The organism is Haladaptatus sp. CMAA 1909 (genome assembly GCF_043952005.1).
GTDB lineage: Archaea > Halobacteriota > Halobacteria > Halobacteriales > Haladaptataceae > Haladaptatus.
Genome location: NZ_JBIOAV010000001.1, coordinates 1,295,041 through 1,310,191 on the forward strand (window position 1 = coordinate 1,295,041; position 15,151 = coordinate 1,310,191).

13 protein-coding genes and 2 tRNA genes are annotated in these 15,151 nt (G+C 61.2%); 13 read left to right on the forward strand and 2 right to left on the reverse strand.

Annotation, left to right across the window (positions count from 1 at the left end; translation table 11 throughout):
• The first annotated feature begins 158 nt into the window (after nt 1-158).
• Nucleotides 159-632, forward strand: coding sequence for a DUF5793 family protein (locus ACGYLY_RS07230; RefSeq protein ID WP_231183721.1), 474 nt, complete (start codon nt 159-161; stop codon nt 630-632).
• 23 nt (nt 633-655) lie between these two features.
• Here the strand turns inward: ACGYLY_RS07230 and ACGYLY_RS07235 are convergent, their stop codons facing one another.
• Nucleotides 656-787, reverse strand: coding sequence for a hypothetical protein (locus tag ACGYLY_RS07235; RefSeq protein ID WP_395282308.1), 132 nt, complete (start codon nt 785-787; stop codon nt 656-658).
• A gap of 91 nt (nt 788-878) precedes the next feature.
• Here ACGYLY_RS07235 and ACGYLY_RS07240 point away from each other — a divergent pair, with 91 nt between their 5' ends.
• From ACGYLY_RS07240 to ACGYLY_RS07270, 7 genes are all read left to right on the forward strand, one after another.
• On the forward strand, nt 879-2,240 hold the full coding sequence (locus ACGYLY_RS07240) for a phosphomannomutase (RefSeq protein ID WP_395282307.1): 1,362 nt from the start codon (nt 879-881) through the stop codon (nt 2,238-2,240).
• A gap of 88 nt (nt 2,241-2,328) precedes the next feature.
• Entirely contained in the window at nt 2,329-3,510 is a 1,182-nt protein-coding gene (locus ACGYLY_RS07245; RefSeq protein ID WP_395282306.1) for a BMP family protein, read from the forward strand.
• A gap of 48 nt (nt 3,511-3,558) precedes the next feature.
• Nucleotides 3,559-5,106 (forward strand): ABC transporter ATP-binding protein, encoded by a 1,548-nt coding sequence (locus ACGYLY_RS07250; RefSeq protein ID WP_395282305.1) that lies wholly within the window; start codon nt 3,559-3,561, stop codon nt 5,104-5,106.
• Nucleotides 5,103-6,416: an ABC transporter permease gene (locus ACGYLY_RS07255; RefSeq protein WP_395282304.1), complete on the forward strand. Its 1,314-nt coding sequence runs from the start codon at nt 5,103-5,105 to the stop codon at nt 6,414-6,416. Before ACGYLY_RS07250 ends, ACGYLY_RS07255 begins: the two co-directional genes overlap by 4 nt.
• The gene (locus ACGYLY_RS07260; RefSeq protein WP_395282303.1) at nt 6,409-7,461 is read left to right on the forward strand and encodes an ABC transporter permease; all 1,053 of its coding nucleotides are present in this window, start codon (nt 6,409-6,411) and stop codon (nt 7,459-7,461) included. The genes ACGYLY_RS07255 and ACGYLY_RS07260 overlap by 8 nt, the downstream gene beginning before the upstream one ends.
• A 255-nt stretch (nt 7,462-7,716) precedes the next feature.
• Nucleotides 7,717-8,103, forward strand: a complete 387-nt coding sequence (gene cdd, locus ACGYLY_RS07265) for a cytidine deaminase (RefSeq protein ID WP_395282302.1) — start codon at nt 7,717-7,719, stop codon at nt 8,101-8,103.
• Between the two features lie 69 nt (nt 8,104-8,172).
• The gene (locus ACGYLY_RS07270) at nt 8,173-8,991 is read left to right on the forward strand and encodes a nucleoside phosphorylase (RefSeq protein WP_395282301.1); all 819 of its coding nucleotides are present in this window, start codon (nt 8,173-8,175) and stop codon (nt 8,989-8,991) included.
• Here ACGYLY_RS07270 and ACGYLY_RS07275 read toward each other — a convergent pair.
• On the reverse strand, nt 8,988-11,261 hold the full coding sequence (locus tag ACGYLY_RS07275; RefSeq protein ID WP_395282300.1) for a DUF2298 domain-containing protein: 2,274 nt from the start codon (nt 11,259-11,261) through the stop codon (nt 8,988-8,990). The genes ACGYLY_RS07270 and ACGYLY_RS07275 overlap by 4 nt on opposite strands.
• A gap of 149 nt (nt 11,262-11,410) precedes the next feature.
• Between ACGYLY_RS07275 and ACGYLY_RS07280 the strand changes: the two genes are divergently transcribed.
• From ACGYLY_RS07280 to ACGYLY_RS07300, 5 genes are all read left to right on the forward strand, one after another.
• Nucleotides 11,411-11,485 (forward strand) — tRNA-Met (locus ACGYLY_RS07280).
• Nucleotides 11,486-11,590: 105 nt separating this feature from the next.
• Nucleotides 11,591-11,665, forward strand: a tRNA-Met gene (locus ACGYLY_RS07285).
• Between the two features lie 98 nt (nt 11,666-11,763).
• Complete coding sequence (locus ACGYLY_RS07290) at nt 11,764-12,447, forward strand: type 1 glutamine amidotransferase domain-containing protein (protein WP_395282299.1); 684 nt, start codon at nt 11,764-11,766, stop codon at nt 12,445-12,447.
• Between the two features lie 55 nt (nt 12,448-12,502).
• Complete coding sequence (locus ACGYLY_RS07295; RefSeq protein ID WP_395282298.1) at nt 12,503-12,772, forward strand: hypothetical protein; 270 nt, start codon at nt 12,503-12,505, stop codon at nt 12,770-12,772.
• Between the two features lie 143 nt (nt 12,773-12,915).
• Complete coding sequence (locus tag ACGYLY_RS07300; protein ID WP_395282297.1) at nt 12,916-14,976, forward strand: ABC transporter substrate-binding protein; 2,061 nt, start codon at nt 12,916-12,918, stop codon at nt 14,974-14,976.
• Nucleotides 14,977-15,151 lie beyond the last annotated feature (175 nt).

A 15,151-nucleotide genomic window follows, 5' to 3' on the forward strand; every position in this document is an offset into this window, starting at 1 on the left:
GTCCCGCTCATTGGAGTGCGGATACTTAAATCAATGGCTGGATATTTTCATCGGGGATAGGTATCAGTGAGGAGAGACGATGACTTCCGAACGGCCCGTCAGGTTTCGGGATATGGCGTTACGTTCATGAGACGCGAGAACGTAGGTCCGCGTACGGAATGAGGCGCGATTATTTCACACTGAACGTCGAAAACATCGATTGGGTCGAAGCGGACGGGACACCCAGCAAGCCGACGGTAATCATCGATTTCGAGGGACCGTCGGGAACGCTCCGTGAGCGACTTACCGGTCCATCCGACGAACTCCTCGATGCGAGCGAAACGGACGTTACCTTTCGGTTACAGGCCAACCTGGACGACCCGAGCGCAACGGGCGTCGTGAGCGTGACGAACCGAACGACGGGCGATTTCATCCTCGAACTCAACGAGGACGCGGACGACGTGCTTCGGTTCATCCGGGCGGCGCGTGCCTACGGCGACGAAACGGACGAATCGAACGGTCGCTATCACGTCGACATCGCCATCAACGGCGACCACGTGGTCGAGTACGACAAGAGTACGTTTCTCGTCTACAACAGCGAGGGCAACCTGTTGCGCCAACACAGTCTCATCCCGAGCGGCGTCGAACTGTAGTCCCACCGCCTCTTTTCGCGCCTTCAGAACCACGGAGCCATGACGCCGGTCGTCACCGCCACGATGTAAATTCCCGCAATCGCTGCGAGCAGGATGATGAGCCCGATGAGGTAGTCGAACAACCCGTTCGGTGTCGTGAACTTTGGCGCGTTCATGTCAACCACTACGACCTTGGTCGGCATATCGTTATTGGGGAGCCATACGGAATCGCGGGTACCTAAGTACCAGCGTGCGAACCCACCCCGTATGAACTTGTTCGGAACTGCGGGTATCCGTGGTGACGTCGTCGAGCGAGTGACGCCCGAACTCGCTCTCGCCGTCGGACGGGCCGCGGGGCGGCAGGCAGAGGAGTTCGTCGTCGCCCGCGACGGACGCGAAACGGGGGCGGCGCTCGCCGCCGCGATGGAGGCCGGACTCGAAAGTTCGGGTGCGACGGTTCGCCGGGCGGGAAAACTTCCGACCCCGGCGCTCGCGTTCGCATCACGGGGTCGCCGTGGCGTCATGCTCACCGCGAGTCACAACCCGTCGACCGACAACGGCATCAAACTGTTCGACGACGGGCAGGAGTACGACCGAACGGCGGAACGAAGCGTGGAAACCGGCGTCGAAGACGAACTCCCGCCGTTGGCGTGGGACGAGTGGGGCAAGAGCACCGACGAGGGCGTTCTCGACGCGTATCGCAAAGCCGTCATGGAGTACGCACGCGAGTACGGTGCACCGTTGAACGGCGTCCGCGTCGCCGTCGATTGTGGAAACGGGATGGGAAGCGTGGCGACGCCGCAGGTACTCCGGGCGCTCGGTGCGGGGGTCATCGCGCTCAACGCGAACGTCGACGGACACTTCCCCGGTCGGCCGAGCAAGCCGACGCCGGAAACCTTGACCGACCTGCGCTCGTTCGTCGCCGACGGCGACTTCGAGTTCGGCCTCGCCCACGACGGCGATGCCGACCGAATCGTCGTGGTCAACGGGGACGGCGACGTTGTCCACGAGGACACCGTCGTCGCCATCCTCGCGGAACACTACACGAGTTCGAGCGACGCCGAAGACCCCGTCGTGGTGACGACGCCGAACGCTTCGGCCCGAATCGACGAGCGCGTCCGGGCCGCAGGCGGCCGCGTCGAGCGCGTGCGCCTCGGTGCGCTTCACGAGGGCATCGCAGCGGCGCTCGAAGACGGCGACGACGGCACCAAAGTCGTGTTCGCCGCCGAACCGTGGAAACACATTCACACCCAGTTCGGCGGCTGGATAGACGGCGTGGTGAGCGCGGCGGTCCTCTCCAGACTCATCGCCGACGCCGGCGGCGTGGAGACGCTCCGGGCGGAGGTGACCGAGCGACCGTACCGAAAGGTGAGCGTCGACTGTCCCGACGCGGCGAAAACCGAGACGATGGAACGCGTCGAGACGTCGATTCCGGAGCGGTTCCCGGACGCCACGGTCGAAACGGAGCACGGAGTCCGTGCGGAGCGACCCGACGGTTCGTGGGTCCTCGTTCGACCGAGCGGCACCGAGCCCTACGTCCGAATCTACGCCGAGAGCGAAACCGTGGACGAACTCGTGGCCGAGACGAAAACCGTCGTAACGGACGCCGTTTCAGCCGCTGAAAAATAACCAACAACGCACTTCTGTGGACTATCTTTCTGGGTTTCGAGCGTGAAGCGACGCGTTTATCACAAATTACCCGTCTGATTACTCATAGATGACGAACATTGACAAACGGCGTCGAACATTGATGAAAACCGGCGGTGCGGTCGGTATCGCCGGTCTTGCGGGGTGTATCAGCAGCCCAAGTGACAGCGGAAACGACGGCGGGGACGGCAGTGGAGACGGCTCCGGTGACGAAACCGAGAACAGGTCATCCGAGGGGACGGACGACGGCAGCTCCGGCGAGGAGACGACGAACGTCGGAATGGTGTATGCGACCGGTGGCCTCGGTGACAACTCGTTCAACGACATGGCCCACATGGGCATCGAACAGGCGAAAAAGGAGTTCAACGTCCAGTACCAGAATGCGGAACCCGACTCCGCGACGGACGTGGAGAGCCTCCAGCGGCAGTTCGCCCAGTCCAGCAGTCCGAGCTACGACCTGATCTGCTGTATCGGCTACGTCCAGACGAACTCCCTCGTCAAGAACGCCGGTCAGTTCCCGGATCAGAACTTCATGCTCGTGGACAGCGTGGCGGAGAAGGAAAGCGGCGACCTCGTGAAGAACGTCGCGAATTACACGTTCAAGGAGCAACAGGGTTCGTTCCTCGTCGGCCATCTCGCGGGACAACTGACCCAGATGGACTTCAGCGCCGGCAAGGGTTCGACGAACCCGGACGAGAAGACCGTCGGCTTCGTCGGTGGCATGGAAGTGCCGCTCATCAAGAAGTTCGAGGCGGGTTTTAAAGCCGGTGTCGCACACGCGAGCGAGGATATCGAGGTCAAAACCGCGTACGCCGGAACGTACAGCGACCCCGTCAAGGGGAAGGAAGCGGCGATTTCGATGTACGATCAAGGCGCGGACATCGTGTATCACGCGGCGGGTGGCACCGGTACCGGTGTGTTCAAGGCCGCGAATCAGAAGGGTCGGTTCGCCATCGGCGTGGACAGCGACCAGTCCAAGGCGAAGGGGACGGCGAAGTTCAGCAACGTCATCCTCGCCAGCATGGTGAAGAAGGTGAACAAGGCGGTGTACCGCTCCACGAAGAACGTCATCGACGGCAACTTCAAGGGTGGCTCGGTCAACACCCTCGGCTTGGAACAGGGCGGCATCGAAGCGGTCTACGGTGCCGACCTCGGTTCGGAGATTCCGGACGACGTGAAGTCGAAGGTCAAGGAATCGAAGCAGGCGATCATCGACGGCGACATCGAAGTGCCGACCAAACCCCAGCAGTGAGCGCAAACCCGCGCGCTTAAACAAGTAGGGCGGAAATCCAGATTTAGAATGAGCCGGGCGGTACATCTCGACGGCATTACGAAACGATTCCCGGGTGTCGTCGCAAACGACAACGTCGATCTAACGATAGAACCGGGATCGATTCACGCACTTTTAGGGGAGAACGGGGCCGGAAAGACGACGCTGATGAACGTCCTCTACGGTTTGTACGAACCGACGGAGGGCCGCGTCGTCGTCGACGGCCAACCGTGTGAGTTCGACTCGCCACGCGACGCCATCGAGAACGGAATCGGCATGATTCACCAACACTTCATGCTGGTCGATACCCTCTCGATCGCGGAAAACATCGTTCTCGGAAACGAACCCAGAAAGTGGGGTGGATTGTCGATGGACAGCGACCGCGCCGTACGCGAGGTGCGAGAACTAAGCGACAGGTACGGGTTCGACGTGGACCCGAACGCGCTCGTCGAGGACGTGAGCGTCGGAGTTCAACAGCGCGTCGAAATCCTGAAAGCCCTGTATCGCGGCGCGGACGTCCTCATCTTGGACGAACCGACCGCGGTGCTGACGCCACAGGAAATCGGGGACCTCCTCTCGGTCCTCGACGAACTCACGGCGCAGGGAAAGAGCATCATCTTCATCACGCACAAACTCGGCGAGGCCATGGAGGCCGCGGACCAGATCACGGTCCTTCGGGACGGGAAAAACGTCGGGTCGGTCGATACCGACGGGACGACCCGCGAGGAACTCGCGGAACTCATGGTCGGCCGCGAAGTGTTGCTCGAAACCGAAACGGAACCGGCGGACCCGGGCGACGTGATGCTCAACGTCTCCGGGCTTCGCGTCACGGACGAACGCGGTGTCGACCAGGTGTCAGGCGTCGACGTCGTTGCCCGAGAGGGAGAGGTGTTCGGCATCGCGGGCGTCGACGGAAACGGTCAGTCCGAACTCATCGAATCCATCACCGGTCTCACCTCGCCCGACGAGGGGTCGATTTCGTTCGGCGGGACGGACGTGACGAAGCTCTCCCGCCGCGAGCGCATCGAGGCCGGGATGGCCTATATCCCCGAAGACCGCCAAGTTCGAGGATTGGTCATGGAGTTCGACCTCGTCGAGAACGGCCTCCTCGGAAGCCAACATTCGGAGCCGTACGCGAAGGACGGGAGAATCGACTGGGGCGGCACGCGAATCCACGCCGAGGAGATAATCGAGGAGTACGACGTTCGCCCACCGGACGCGGACGCATCGGCGGAGTCGCTCTCCGGCGGCAACCAACAGAAGTTCATCGTCGGTCGGGAGTTCGCGCGCGACCCGTCCCTCGTCGTCGCCGCCCACCCGACCCGCGGTGTGGACGTCGGCAGCATCGAGTTCATTCACGACCGACTGCTCGAACTGCGGGCCGAGGGGAAGGCGATCGTCCTCGTCTCCTCGAAACTCGACGAAGTGCAGCAGCTCTCGGACCGACTCGCAGTCATGTACGAAGGTGAAATCATGGACGTCGTCGACCCGGACCGTGTAACAGAAGAGGAACTCGGCCTGCTGATGGCGGGCGAGTATCCGGAGGAAACGGAGAGTCCCAGAGGTGAGGCGCAGTGAGTTCGTGGCGAGATCAAGCGGAACGAGGTTTGGCCCGGCTCGTCGAAGCGTCGGCGGTCGAACGGGTACTCATCAGCATCGCGGCGCTCGTCATGTCGATCTTCGTCGGCGGGTTCGTCATCCTCATCTCCGGGTGGGTCGCGACGTGTTCCGACCCCTTCCTCGCACGACAAGTGCTCATCACGATTCCGGGAACCGGTGGCTGGGGCGTCCAGTTCCCGATTCCGGGGTCGTTCTGCTACAACCCGATTCAGGTGTACAAGTATCTCTTCGTCGGGTCGTTCGCCAATCCGCAGACGTCCACCCTGCTGCCGCCGGACTTCGTCCTCGACAAGTTCAGCCTCGCGGTGACGCTTCGGCAGACGAGCATGCTCCTCTTCGCGGGACTGGCCGCCGCGGTCGCGTTCCGCGCGGGGATGTTCAACATCGGGACGCAAGGGCAACTCGTGCTCGGCGCGCTCGGTTCGGCGCTTTCGGTGCTGTGGGTCGCCCCGTACGTTCCCGGCGGACTCGTCGGCAGTCTCGTCCTCATTCCGTTCGGCTTGGTCGTCGGGGCGCTCGTCGGCGGTGCGTACGGCGCGATTCCGGGGGCAATGAAGGCGTACGCGGACGCGAACGAGGTCATCACGACCATCATGCTCAACTTCATCGCGACGGGCGTCGCGTTCGTCCTCGTCTCCGAGTACTTCAAGAATCCCGCGAGCCAGACCGTCGAGACGCGACCGGTCCCGGGGGCCGCGGTGCTTTCTCCCATCGTGTTCCCGAGTCAGGCGTCGTTCTCGATACTCGTCCTCATCGGCGCGCTCGCCCTCGCTGCCGGAATCTATCTCCTCCTGCATCGAACCTCGTTCGGATACGACCTCAGGACGAGCGGGATTCAACCGGAAGCCGCCGAATACGGCGGCGTGGATGCGAAGCGAACGATGGTGTCGAGCATGGCGCTCTCCGGTGCCATCGCCGGTATCGGCGGGACAGTCTACGTCCTCATGATCCTCGGCCGCTGGCAACAGGGCGTCCCGTCCTACGGGTTCGACGGCATCACGGTGACGATTCTCGCGGGCAACAACCCGCTCGGCGTTCCGTTGGCCGCGTTGTTGTTCGGCATGCTCAAGAGCGGAAGTCTGGCCATCGACTTCGCGCTCGGGGTTCCGAAGCAACTCGTCGGCGTCCTCCGCGGGCTCATCATCCTCTTCGTCGCCATGCCGGAGTTCTTCCGGATGATCGGAAAACGGGTGACGACACCGGAATCGAGGGGTGCCGTCGCCGCGGACGGTGGCTCCCGAATCGAGGGAGGTGAGGAGGATGAATAAGCGCCTTCGAATCGCCGGCATCTCCGTCGCTATCACGGGGGTGCTTGCCGTTCTCGGCCTCGTGTTCCCGAACAGCGCGCTCGGGAAGATCGTCGGGACCATCAACACGAGCTACGTGAGTGCCGCACTCCGATTTACGGTTCCGATCGGCTTCGCCGCGCTCGGCGGAATCTTCGCTGAGAAGAGCGGCGTCATCAACATCGGACTCGAAGGCCACCTCATCATTTCGGCGTTCACCGGCGTCGCGGTTGCGGACGCGCTGGCCGGGTCCGGAGGCACGACACAGACGACGCTTTGGCTCGGATTCCTCGCGGCGGTGCTCGCAAGCGCGCTCTTCGCGCTCGTGTTCGCCATCGTCTGTATCGAGTTCAAGGCCGACCAGATCATCGCCGGACTCGCCGTTTGGCTCATCGCGCTGGGACTCGCGCCGTTCGCCAGCAAGATCCTCTGGGGCGGCATCAACAGTCCGAGCGTCGGAACGCTCTCGAACTGGCGGATTCCGCTCCTCGCGAAGATACCCGTCGTCGGTCCGATCCTGTTCGACGCGAATCCGACCGTGTACATGCTTCTCGTCGCCGTGCCGTTGACGTGGTTCGTGCTGAACGAGACGGCGTTCGGCCGCTGGGTGAAAGCCAGCGGGGAGAACCCGATGGCGCTCGATACGGTCGGCGTCGATGTCCAGCGCGTTCGCTATGCGAGCGTCCTTCTCTCCGGGATTCTCGCCGGAATCGGCGGCGCTGGACTGTCGCTGGGACAGGCGGGCCTGTTCAACGGCAGCGGCACCACGATGGTCGACGGACGCGGATGGATCGGTATCACCGCCTACCTGTTCGGGAACTACAACCCGCTCGGGGCGTTCGGCGCGTCGTTCCTCTTCGCCAGCCTCGATGCGCTTCAGTTGCGACTCCAGCAGGTCGGCTTCAGCGTTCCCAACGAACTCATCGGCATCATCCCGTACGTGACGGTCATCATCGTACTGGTGTTCGTCGGGCACACTCGAACCCCGGACGCCGCGGGCGAACCCTACGAGTCCGGCGAGGAGTAACGGGGGCGGCCGGTCGTTCGGCACGACCGACTTTTGGCACTGTTCGCTTCCGACGTGTTTCGATTCTGGTTTTCCGCCGGTCGTGGCCGCGTGTTCCCGTGATGGGACGAGTTCGAGTAACTCGCCGAGGAAAATGCAAACCGCGGATCCGACGAAGCGGCGAAACACGACGGGGTTGGTTTCGTTTCGCTATAAAAAGATTCGCTCCCCGGTGGGTGTCGGTTGTTATTTGACCCGCGAAATCGCACCTTCGCTATGGACGAACTCGTCGAGCAGGCACGCCAGATACAGGACCGCGCGCACGTTCCGTACTCCGACTATCCGGTCGGTGCGGCGCTCCGGACGGCGGACGGAACCGTGTACGTCGGTTGTAACATCGAGAACGCGAACTTCAGCAACTCGCTTCACGCGGAGGAAGTCGCCATCGCGGAGGCGATAAAGTCGGGGCATCGGGAGTTCGACCGTCTCGCGGTCAGTTCCCAGCGGCGCGACGGCGTCACGCCGTGCGGGATGTGCAGGCAGACGCTCGCGGAGTTCTGTGACGACGATTTGGTGGTCGTGTGCGACCACGGCGACGGCGTGACCGGGTATACGCTCGGCGAGTTGCTTCCGGACACGATAACCGAGGAGATGCTGGACTGAACGGCGGGAGACGAAATTCACCGTCCCGAACGCGAAGCACCTATTTTTGCGGCGGCAATCGTGAGTGGTATGGAAGACAGCGAAGACCCGAACGCGGACGTGCAATACCACATCGAAGTGAGGGAAGAGGACGTCGCGAACGCCGTTCTCCTGCCGGGGAACCCGGAGCGAGTCGAGAAGATCACGCAGTTCTGGGATTCCGCGGACGAAAAGGCGTTCCACCGCGAATACCGAACCGTAACGGGGGACTACGACGGCACGCCCATCAGCGTCACGTCGACCGGTATCGGCAGTCCATCGGCGGCCATCGCGGTGGAAGAGTTGGCGCGAATCGGCGTGGACACGTTCATCCGAGTGGGGTCGTGCGGTGCGATTCAACCCGAGATGGACGTCGGCGACCTCGTCATCACGACCGGCGGCGTCAGACAGGAGGGGACGAGCGGCGAGTACGTGCGCGAGGATTATCCGGCGGTCGCGGACTACGAAGTCGTCGCGGCGTTGGTCGCCGCCGCCGAGCGACTGGAGTACGACTATCACACGGGAATCACGATGAGCGCGGACAGTTTCTACGCGGGACAGGGCCGTCCCGGATTCGAGGGGTTCCTCGCGGAAGGCGGCGAGGAGTTGGTTTCCCATCTGAAGGACGCGAACGTCAAGAACATCGAGATGGAAGCGAGCGCGATTCTGACGATAGCGAACGTCTACGACCTTCGTGCGGGGGCGGTCTGTTCGGTGTACGCGAACCGCGAGACGGGCGAGTTCAGGACGGAGGGTGAACACCGCGCGGCGGAGACGGCGAGCCTCGCGGTGAAACTACTGGCTCGAATGGATGCCGTAAAAGCGGAAGCCGACGTCGACCGCTGGCATCCGGGTCTCTCGCTCGATTAATTTGCCGCCGCCTCCGACCCGATGACGGTCTGATTGACGCGGTAAATCGAAACCGAACCCGAGTGGTGGACGCGGTGGATTCCGGGAAACCGTTCGAATCCCGTCCGACCGTATCTATCTCGTTCCCGCGGACCGTAGTAGATGTACCGAACGTCGTACTTGTCGAGCCGGCTGGCACGGGTCTCCCACGCCGTATTCGGACTGAATATCAGCTCGACGTCGTGTTTTCGTTCCAAGTAGGCCGAGTCGCCGCGGTAAATCCGTTCCTGATACCATCCGACGACGGTCGGAAGTCCCGTAAGCGAGGAAGCCGGACTCCCCCAAGCGTAGGGGTCCCCGGGTGCGGAAACGATGTGCGGGCGTCCCTCCCTCGAACCGAGCCATTCGATCGCGCCGGCTTCGTCGGAGTGGACCGTCGAGACGAAGGCGAGTCCATCGAGAGTCGGGTCGTCGGCACGATGTATCGGGTTTTCGGAGCCGACGTGTTCAGCGAACCCGAAGGCACCGTACACCGACGTGGACAACACGAGGACGGCCGCAACGAGTGCGACTCCACGCCGGATCGACAGCGGGAGTTGCTCGTGACGGCCGCTGGAAAGCCTCGGTACCGCACCCGCGAGCAGTCGGGAAAGCCCGACGCCTCCGGCGACTCCCCAGAGGACCCACACCTGCATGTACACCTTGAACACCGTGTTGAATCGTCCGGAAATAGCGTTGTCCCGTACGTACGCGAACTCGACGAGGAGGACGAGGCCCGCACCGGCCACCAGCAACACCGTTTCGAAGCCGAAGTCGGAGTCACGACGGAGCAACAGCCATCCGCCGACGAGGAAGGGCGCGACGAGCAACAGGGCGGCGATTCCGGTTTGCCAACTGATCGCCGCTAGCAGGAGTACAAGTACTCCCGTGCGTGCGAGGTCGTCCGTGTGCCAACGGGTGTTCGCCGCGAGATACAGCGCGAACAGGCCGAGGAATCCACCGTGGACGATGAGCAACTCGACGGCGCTACTGTGGTCGGGGAGGAAGCCGAGTCCCCGGGTGCCCGCTGCCCCGAACAACACGTTGACCACGAACGGGGCCGCCCAGACGAAGGCGAGGCCCCCGACGGCAACGACGAGGAGCAGCGAAACCACGATTCGTCCGAGTTCGTCGGCGAACGGCGACCCGTCGGTCATCGAAACGACGCGTTTGCCGCCCGGAACGAGCCTCGCCGGGTGCGTTTCCGCGAACACGAGCGACAGCCAGACGACGCCGAGGGCGGTCGGAAAACTCCAGAAGCTGATGGTGCTGACGAAGGCGACGACGGGCGGAAGAACTCCGAAGACCAGAAGCCGTTGCCGCCGGGCGTCGGATCGATAGATGGCGTAGCCGAGGGCCGCGACGAACAGCAGAAACGGCTGTCCCATCATGTGGGCGTGAAGGTCGCCGTTCAGATACGCGAAGAAGGGGAACTCGTTTATCGTTCCGACCATCACGCGACTGGCGTCCCAGTAGAAAAAATCCGCCGGCACGAGGGGAATCGCGGACGGGTTCATCTCCAGCGGTTTCGCGATTGCGTCGAGAAGCCATCCCGGAAAGCTCCCCGCGAGCAAGCGCAACGGCGTAAACAGGTTCCCGGCGACACCGACGAGGAAGGCGGCGCAAACGCCCGCGAGGCGTCGTGAACCTCCGTGTCGGTCGGCGATTGCACCCGCCAATCCGTAGGCGGTGGTGATGAGCATGCCGTAGAATCCCGCGAGCGAGAGGTTGTAGCTGTACTGTGGTGGCGTGCCCGACAGTTTTGTCAGAATCGCTGCGATGAGATGGCCGCCGTAGTAGTACCGAACCGGTTCTCCCGCGAACCACATGTCCTCGGGCGGGAGCGCGGGTGCTCGCATGAGCGACTGCAACAGGCCGAAGTCGAGAAACTTCTCGCCGCCGGTCGCGATGATGCCCGGGTCTATCGCGCGGACGATGACGAGAAAACAGAACGCGACCGTGAAGACAGTCATGGCTTCCGCGTATTCCTGTAGGTCGATTTCGATATCACGTCGAGTCAGCAGTATCGACAGGGAAGCGAGAAACAGGACCGCGACGAGAACCGTAATGTTCGAGAAGACGAACTGGCCGAACCAGTACGTCACGATGGTAACGACCGTGAGGCTCACCGGAAGCGCGAACGTCGCTCCCCGGTCCGGGAATCGTCGAAAGAGCGTCGTTGCGACCGGTAATCCCGCGATTGCAAGGAGGTAGTAGAGGATTAGCCAGAAGCCAACGAGCAAGAACTCCATTTCTGAGTCAGTCCGGGTACTACAGTGATATACTTCTTGCGGTGTTGTCTATCATTGAACATGTATCACACGCGGTGATGCCGCGACACAAAATGACATACGGCGACCGAATCACAACCCATAACTAGCCGACGGCAGTACAAACTGGTAGCGGGATGGGATAGCCAGGAGATTCCGGCGGGCTCATAACCCGCAGATCGGTAGTTCAAATCTACCTCCCGCTATTTTCACGCGAGTCGTCTCGACATCCACCCGGTCTCTCGTTTTGCAAAATCACATACGGCGGTCGAATCATAACCCTTAACTAGCCGACGGCAGTACAAACTGATAGCGGGATGGGATAGCCAGGAGATTCCGGCGGGCTCATAACCCGCAGATCGGTAGTTCAAATCTACCTCCCGCTATTTTTACACGATTCGTTTCGACATCGACGACGTTTCTCGTTCCTTCAAATACGGCCGGTGCCGCCCCACTTATTCCCCGCGAACCGGTAGTCCCACCCATGGCATCCGCACTGTTCGTCGTTAGCGAGGAAGGATACTGGGGAGAGGAATGTATCGAACCGCTACAGACGCTGGACGGGGCGGGGGTCGACGTAACGGTCACGACCCCGAGCGGCGGGAGACCGGTCGTCGACGAACGGTCCGTCGATCCGGAGAACGTCGGCGAGGAAACCGCGGAGCGGGTCCGCGAAGCGCACGAATCGGATCCGCGACTTCAAAACCCGATTCCGTTGGCGGCGACGAGCGCCGACGAGTACGATACCGTCGTGTTTCCCGGTGGACACGGAACGGAATGGGACGTGAATCAGGACCGCCACGCCCGGGCACTGCTCCGCGATGCGGTGGAAGCGGGAGACACGAAAGCGCTCGTCGTCTGTCACGCCGTGGGACTGCTGGCGTTCACCCGCGATAGTGACGGTGAGTTCCTCGTGGACGGTCGAAACGTCACCGGCTTCCCGAACGACTGGGAGGAGGGAATCGTGGACGAGAACGACCGCATGCCCGACGGACGGAAGCTCCCGTACTGGGTCGAGGACGAGGTGAAAGCGGCGGGCGGCGTTTGGGATGCGGAACTCGACGCCGAGACGAGCGTACGAACCGACGGTGACCTGTTGACCGCTCGCGGTCCGGGATCATCTCACGCGGCAGCGAAGACTCTCCTCTCCGCGCTCGGTATCGAATAACGGGTGAACAAAAAGCGCGTGATTTATACCCGATTCGTTCCCAGTTGACACGTAGATGATAGGCACGCGTAGCGTTCTGGCAGTGATGGCCGGTGGCGTCATGATAACCGCTATCGTTGCCTTGCACTCCGGCCGAAAGTCGACGGGACTCTGGTTGCTGACCGCAGGGTTTTTCATCGCCACCATCTGGTCCGGGCTGAGTATCGCTTGGACACGGAACAATTCGGGAATGCTGTCCTTCGATTCACACATCCTCCTCGGTTCGACGGCACTCGCCGGGACGATCTATTACGGGATGTTGGCCCGAGAAGCGGCGGGCGAATAACCGGTCCGAGTCGAGCGACTTGAGGGCTCTTTGTATCGATAACGAGGACTACTTTTCCGCCGAAGCGGGCTTCTATAACGTCCGAAAAACTAAAAGCTTCATCTAACCAGTAGTTTTAAATACATCTTCTACAAGTGTTTGGTATGCCACGGCGACGCAACCCGAGTGGTGCTGACGATACCCGAAGGAACTTTCTAAAAGCGAGCGGGGCCGGTGCTGTCGCCCTCTCCCTCGCAGGGTGTTCCAGCAATGGAGACAAAGAGACCACCGATGACGGGAGTACTGACGACGGTGGTGACACTACTGAAACAACTCAAGCTCCAAGCAAGAACAGTCTGAACCCCGACGACATCGAACCCGGTGGAACGCTTCGATACGGGATGGCGGAAGCGCCCGACAGCCCGAACATCATGCTGTCCGGCAGCGTGTACTCCGCGGTTGCTCTCTCCCCGGTCTACGATTACGGTATCGAACAGGACCCGGTGACGTTCGAAGTCAAACCGAGCGTCTTCACGGACTGGACGATCAAAAACGCCGACAAGGAGAAACCGGACGTCTACTTCAACGCGCGCAAAGACGGTCTCGAATGGAACGACGGAGAGAAGTTCAAGACGGAAGACATCCTGTACTCCTACCAGTTCCAACTCGACAACGAACCGGGGCAGTTCTCGATCTGGAACGATTACGAGATGATCGAGGAGGCCAAAAACGACTGGGACTTCCACGTCAAACTGTCCCGACAGGTCGGCACGTGGGATGCCGACATTCTCGGTGCGCCGCCGCTGATTCCCAAACACAAGTGGGAAGGCGTCGATTACAAGAACTACGACCCGACGAAGGAGAACGAGGAGGGTCCGGTCGGAACCGGACCGGGGAAACTCGTTCAGTGGAATCCGGACACCTCGATGCAGATCAAGTTCCGCCGCGATTACATCGAGAACACCTACGCGCTCAACAAACTCGACTGGAAGAAAGAACACGACTCGCTCATCCACGGCGGTCCGTTCCTCGACGGCGTGAACTTCAAGGTGTACGGCGGAACGTCGCCACTCACGCAGGCGTTCCTGAACGGCAAGGTCGACACCCACTACGGAAGCCTCGAAACCTCGAAGATCTCGAAGGTCAAGAAGTCGGACGACAAGGGTCTCGTGAAGGGTTACGACAGCGGCTTTTCCTACTACGGGTTCAACTGTCGCCGCGCCCCGCTCGACGACGTGGCGCTCCGACAGGCGATGTCGTTCCTGTACGACGACGTGTTCTGGGTGAAGACGCTCAAAGGGAACTACGTCATCAAGGGCGACTACGCCCAGTCCCCGGGTTACAAAGGCGTTCGACCGGAGACCATCTACGGCGGCGACCTGCTGACGGACCCGCGAACGAACGCGTTCGACTTCCGCGGAAAGAAGGGAAGTAAGCAACCCAAAGTCGAAGAGATTCGCAAATTCCTGAAGGACGGAACCGTCATCGACGGTTCGAAAGGGACCTACGTCGGGAAGGACTTCCCCGGTACGTTCTCCGGTGCCAAGTCCAGCCAATCGAAAGCGAAGTACGAGTACACGTTCGGTTCGGTCAAATCTGACAACCTCAAGAACGCGAAGGTCGATGTCGATAAGGAGATCCGAGTGGATGGGAAGACCATCCCGGAGATGATGGACGGCGACGCCATCAACCTCTTCATCGACCCGCCGAGCGAACAGCCACAGGAGGCGAAAGCCATCGAACAGTGGAAAAAGAACATGCAGCAGGTCGGCATCCCGGTCAAAACAGAACCCGTCGCGTTCAACACCATGTCCGGAAAGGTGTACGAAACCGAAGAGTTCGACGTCTACCCGATGGGTTGGGGCGGAACCAGTCCGTACGGAACGTCGCTTTACTCGTTCTTCCACTCCGAGAACGCCGGCGAAGATACGGAAAAATTCGCGTACAACTCCACGGGATACGGTATCTCGGGTGGCAGTGCAGACAAACTGCTCTCTGCAGCGTACAAGGAGACCGACCCCGAGAAGCGCTCCAAGAAGTACGCAAAGGCGATGGAGCGAATCTATCTCGACATGCCGTACATGCTCCGTGATTACGCGAAATACCGCTGGCCGGTCAACTCGGCGAAGTTCGACGGGTTCGTCGAGAACATCGTCGACCCCGGGTACGCGAACTGGGACACGGAGTACAGCAGTATCTTCCTCAAAGAGAACCTGAAGAAGTAACCACGTCTTCGACCGTCGAGGGGTGGTTTTTTCGCGCTATGGGATAGTAGACCGGTGGTTGAATTTAATACCCAACCGACACGAGAATCACCACATTGATAATGAATGTATGCCATGAATGGCATAGTTACGCAAGAGTAAGATGATATGGTAATCAGGATACCACAATCAACGG

Bases quoted from the DNA above. Each gene is read 5' to 3' on its own strand.
- ACGYLY_RS07275 (WP_395282300.1), bottom strand. From the start codon at position 11,261: ATGGAGTTCTTGCTCGTTGGCTTCTGGCTAATCCTCTACTACCTCCTT.
- ACGYLY_RS07235 (WP_395282308.1), bottom strand. From the start codon at position 787: ATGAACGCGCCAAAGTTCACGACACCGAACGGGTTGTTCGACTACCTC.
- ACGYLY_RS07300 (WP_395282297.1), top strand. From the start codon at position 12,916: ATGCCACGGCGACGCAACCCGAGTGGTGCTGACGATACCCGAAGGAAC.
- ACGYLY_RS07290 (WP_395282299.1), top strand. From the start codon at position 11,764: ATGGCATCCGCACTGTTCGTCGTTAGCGAGGAAGGATACTGGGGAGAG.
- ACGYLY_RS07270 (WP_395282301.1), top strand. From the start codon at position 8,173: ATGGAAGACAGCGAAGACCCGAACGCGGACGTGCAATACCACATCGAA.
- ACGYLY_RS07240 (WP_395282307.1), top strand. From the start codon at position 879: ATGAACTTGTTCGGAACTGCGGGTATCCGTGGTGACGTCGTCGAGCGA.
- ACGYLY_RS07250 (WP_395282305.1), top strand. From the start codon at position 3,559: ATGAGCCGGGCGGTACATCTCGACGGCATTACGAAACGATTCCCGGGT.
- ACGYLY_RS07230 (WP_231183721.1), top strand. From the start codon at position 159: ATGAGGCGCGATTATTTCACACTGAACGTCGAAAACATCGATTGGGTC.
- ACGYLY_RS07295 (WP_395282298.1), top strand. From the start codon at position 12,503: ATGATAGGCACGCGTAGCGTTCTGGCAGTGATGGCCGGTGGCGTCATG.
- ACGYLY_RS07260 (WP_395282303.1), top strand. From the start codon at position 6,409: ATGAATAAGCGCCTTCGAATCGCCGGCATCTCCGTCGCTATCACGGGG.
- cdd (WP_395282302.1), top strand. From the start codon at position 7,717: ATGGACGAACTCGTCGAGCAGGCACGCCAGATACAGGACCGCGCGCAC.
- ACGYLY_RS07245 (WP_395282306.1), top strand. From the start codon at position 2,329: ATGACGAACATTGACAAACGGCGTCGAACATTGATGAAAACCGGCGGT.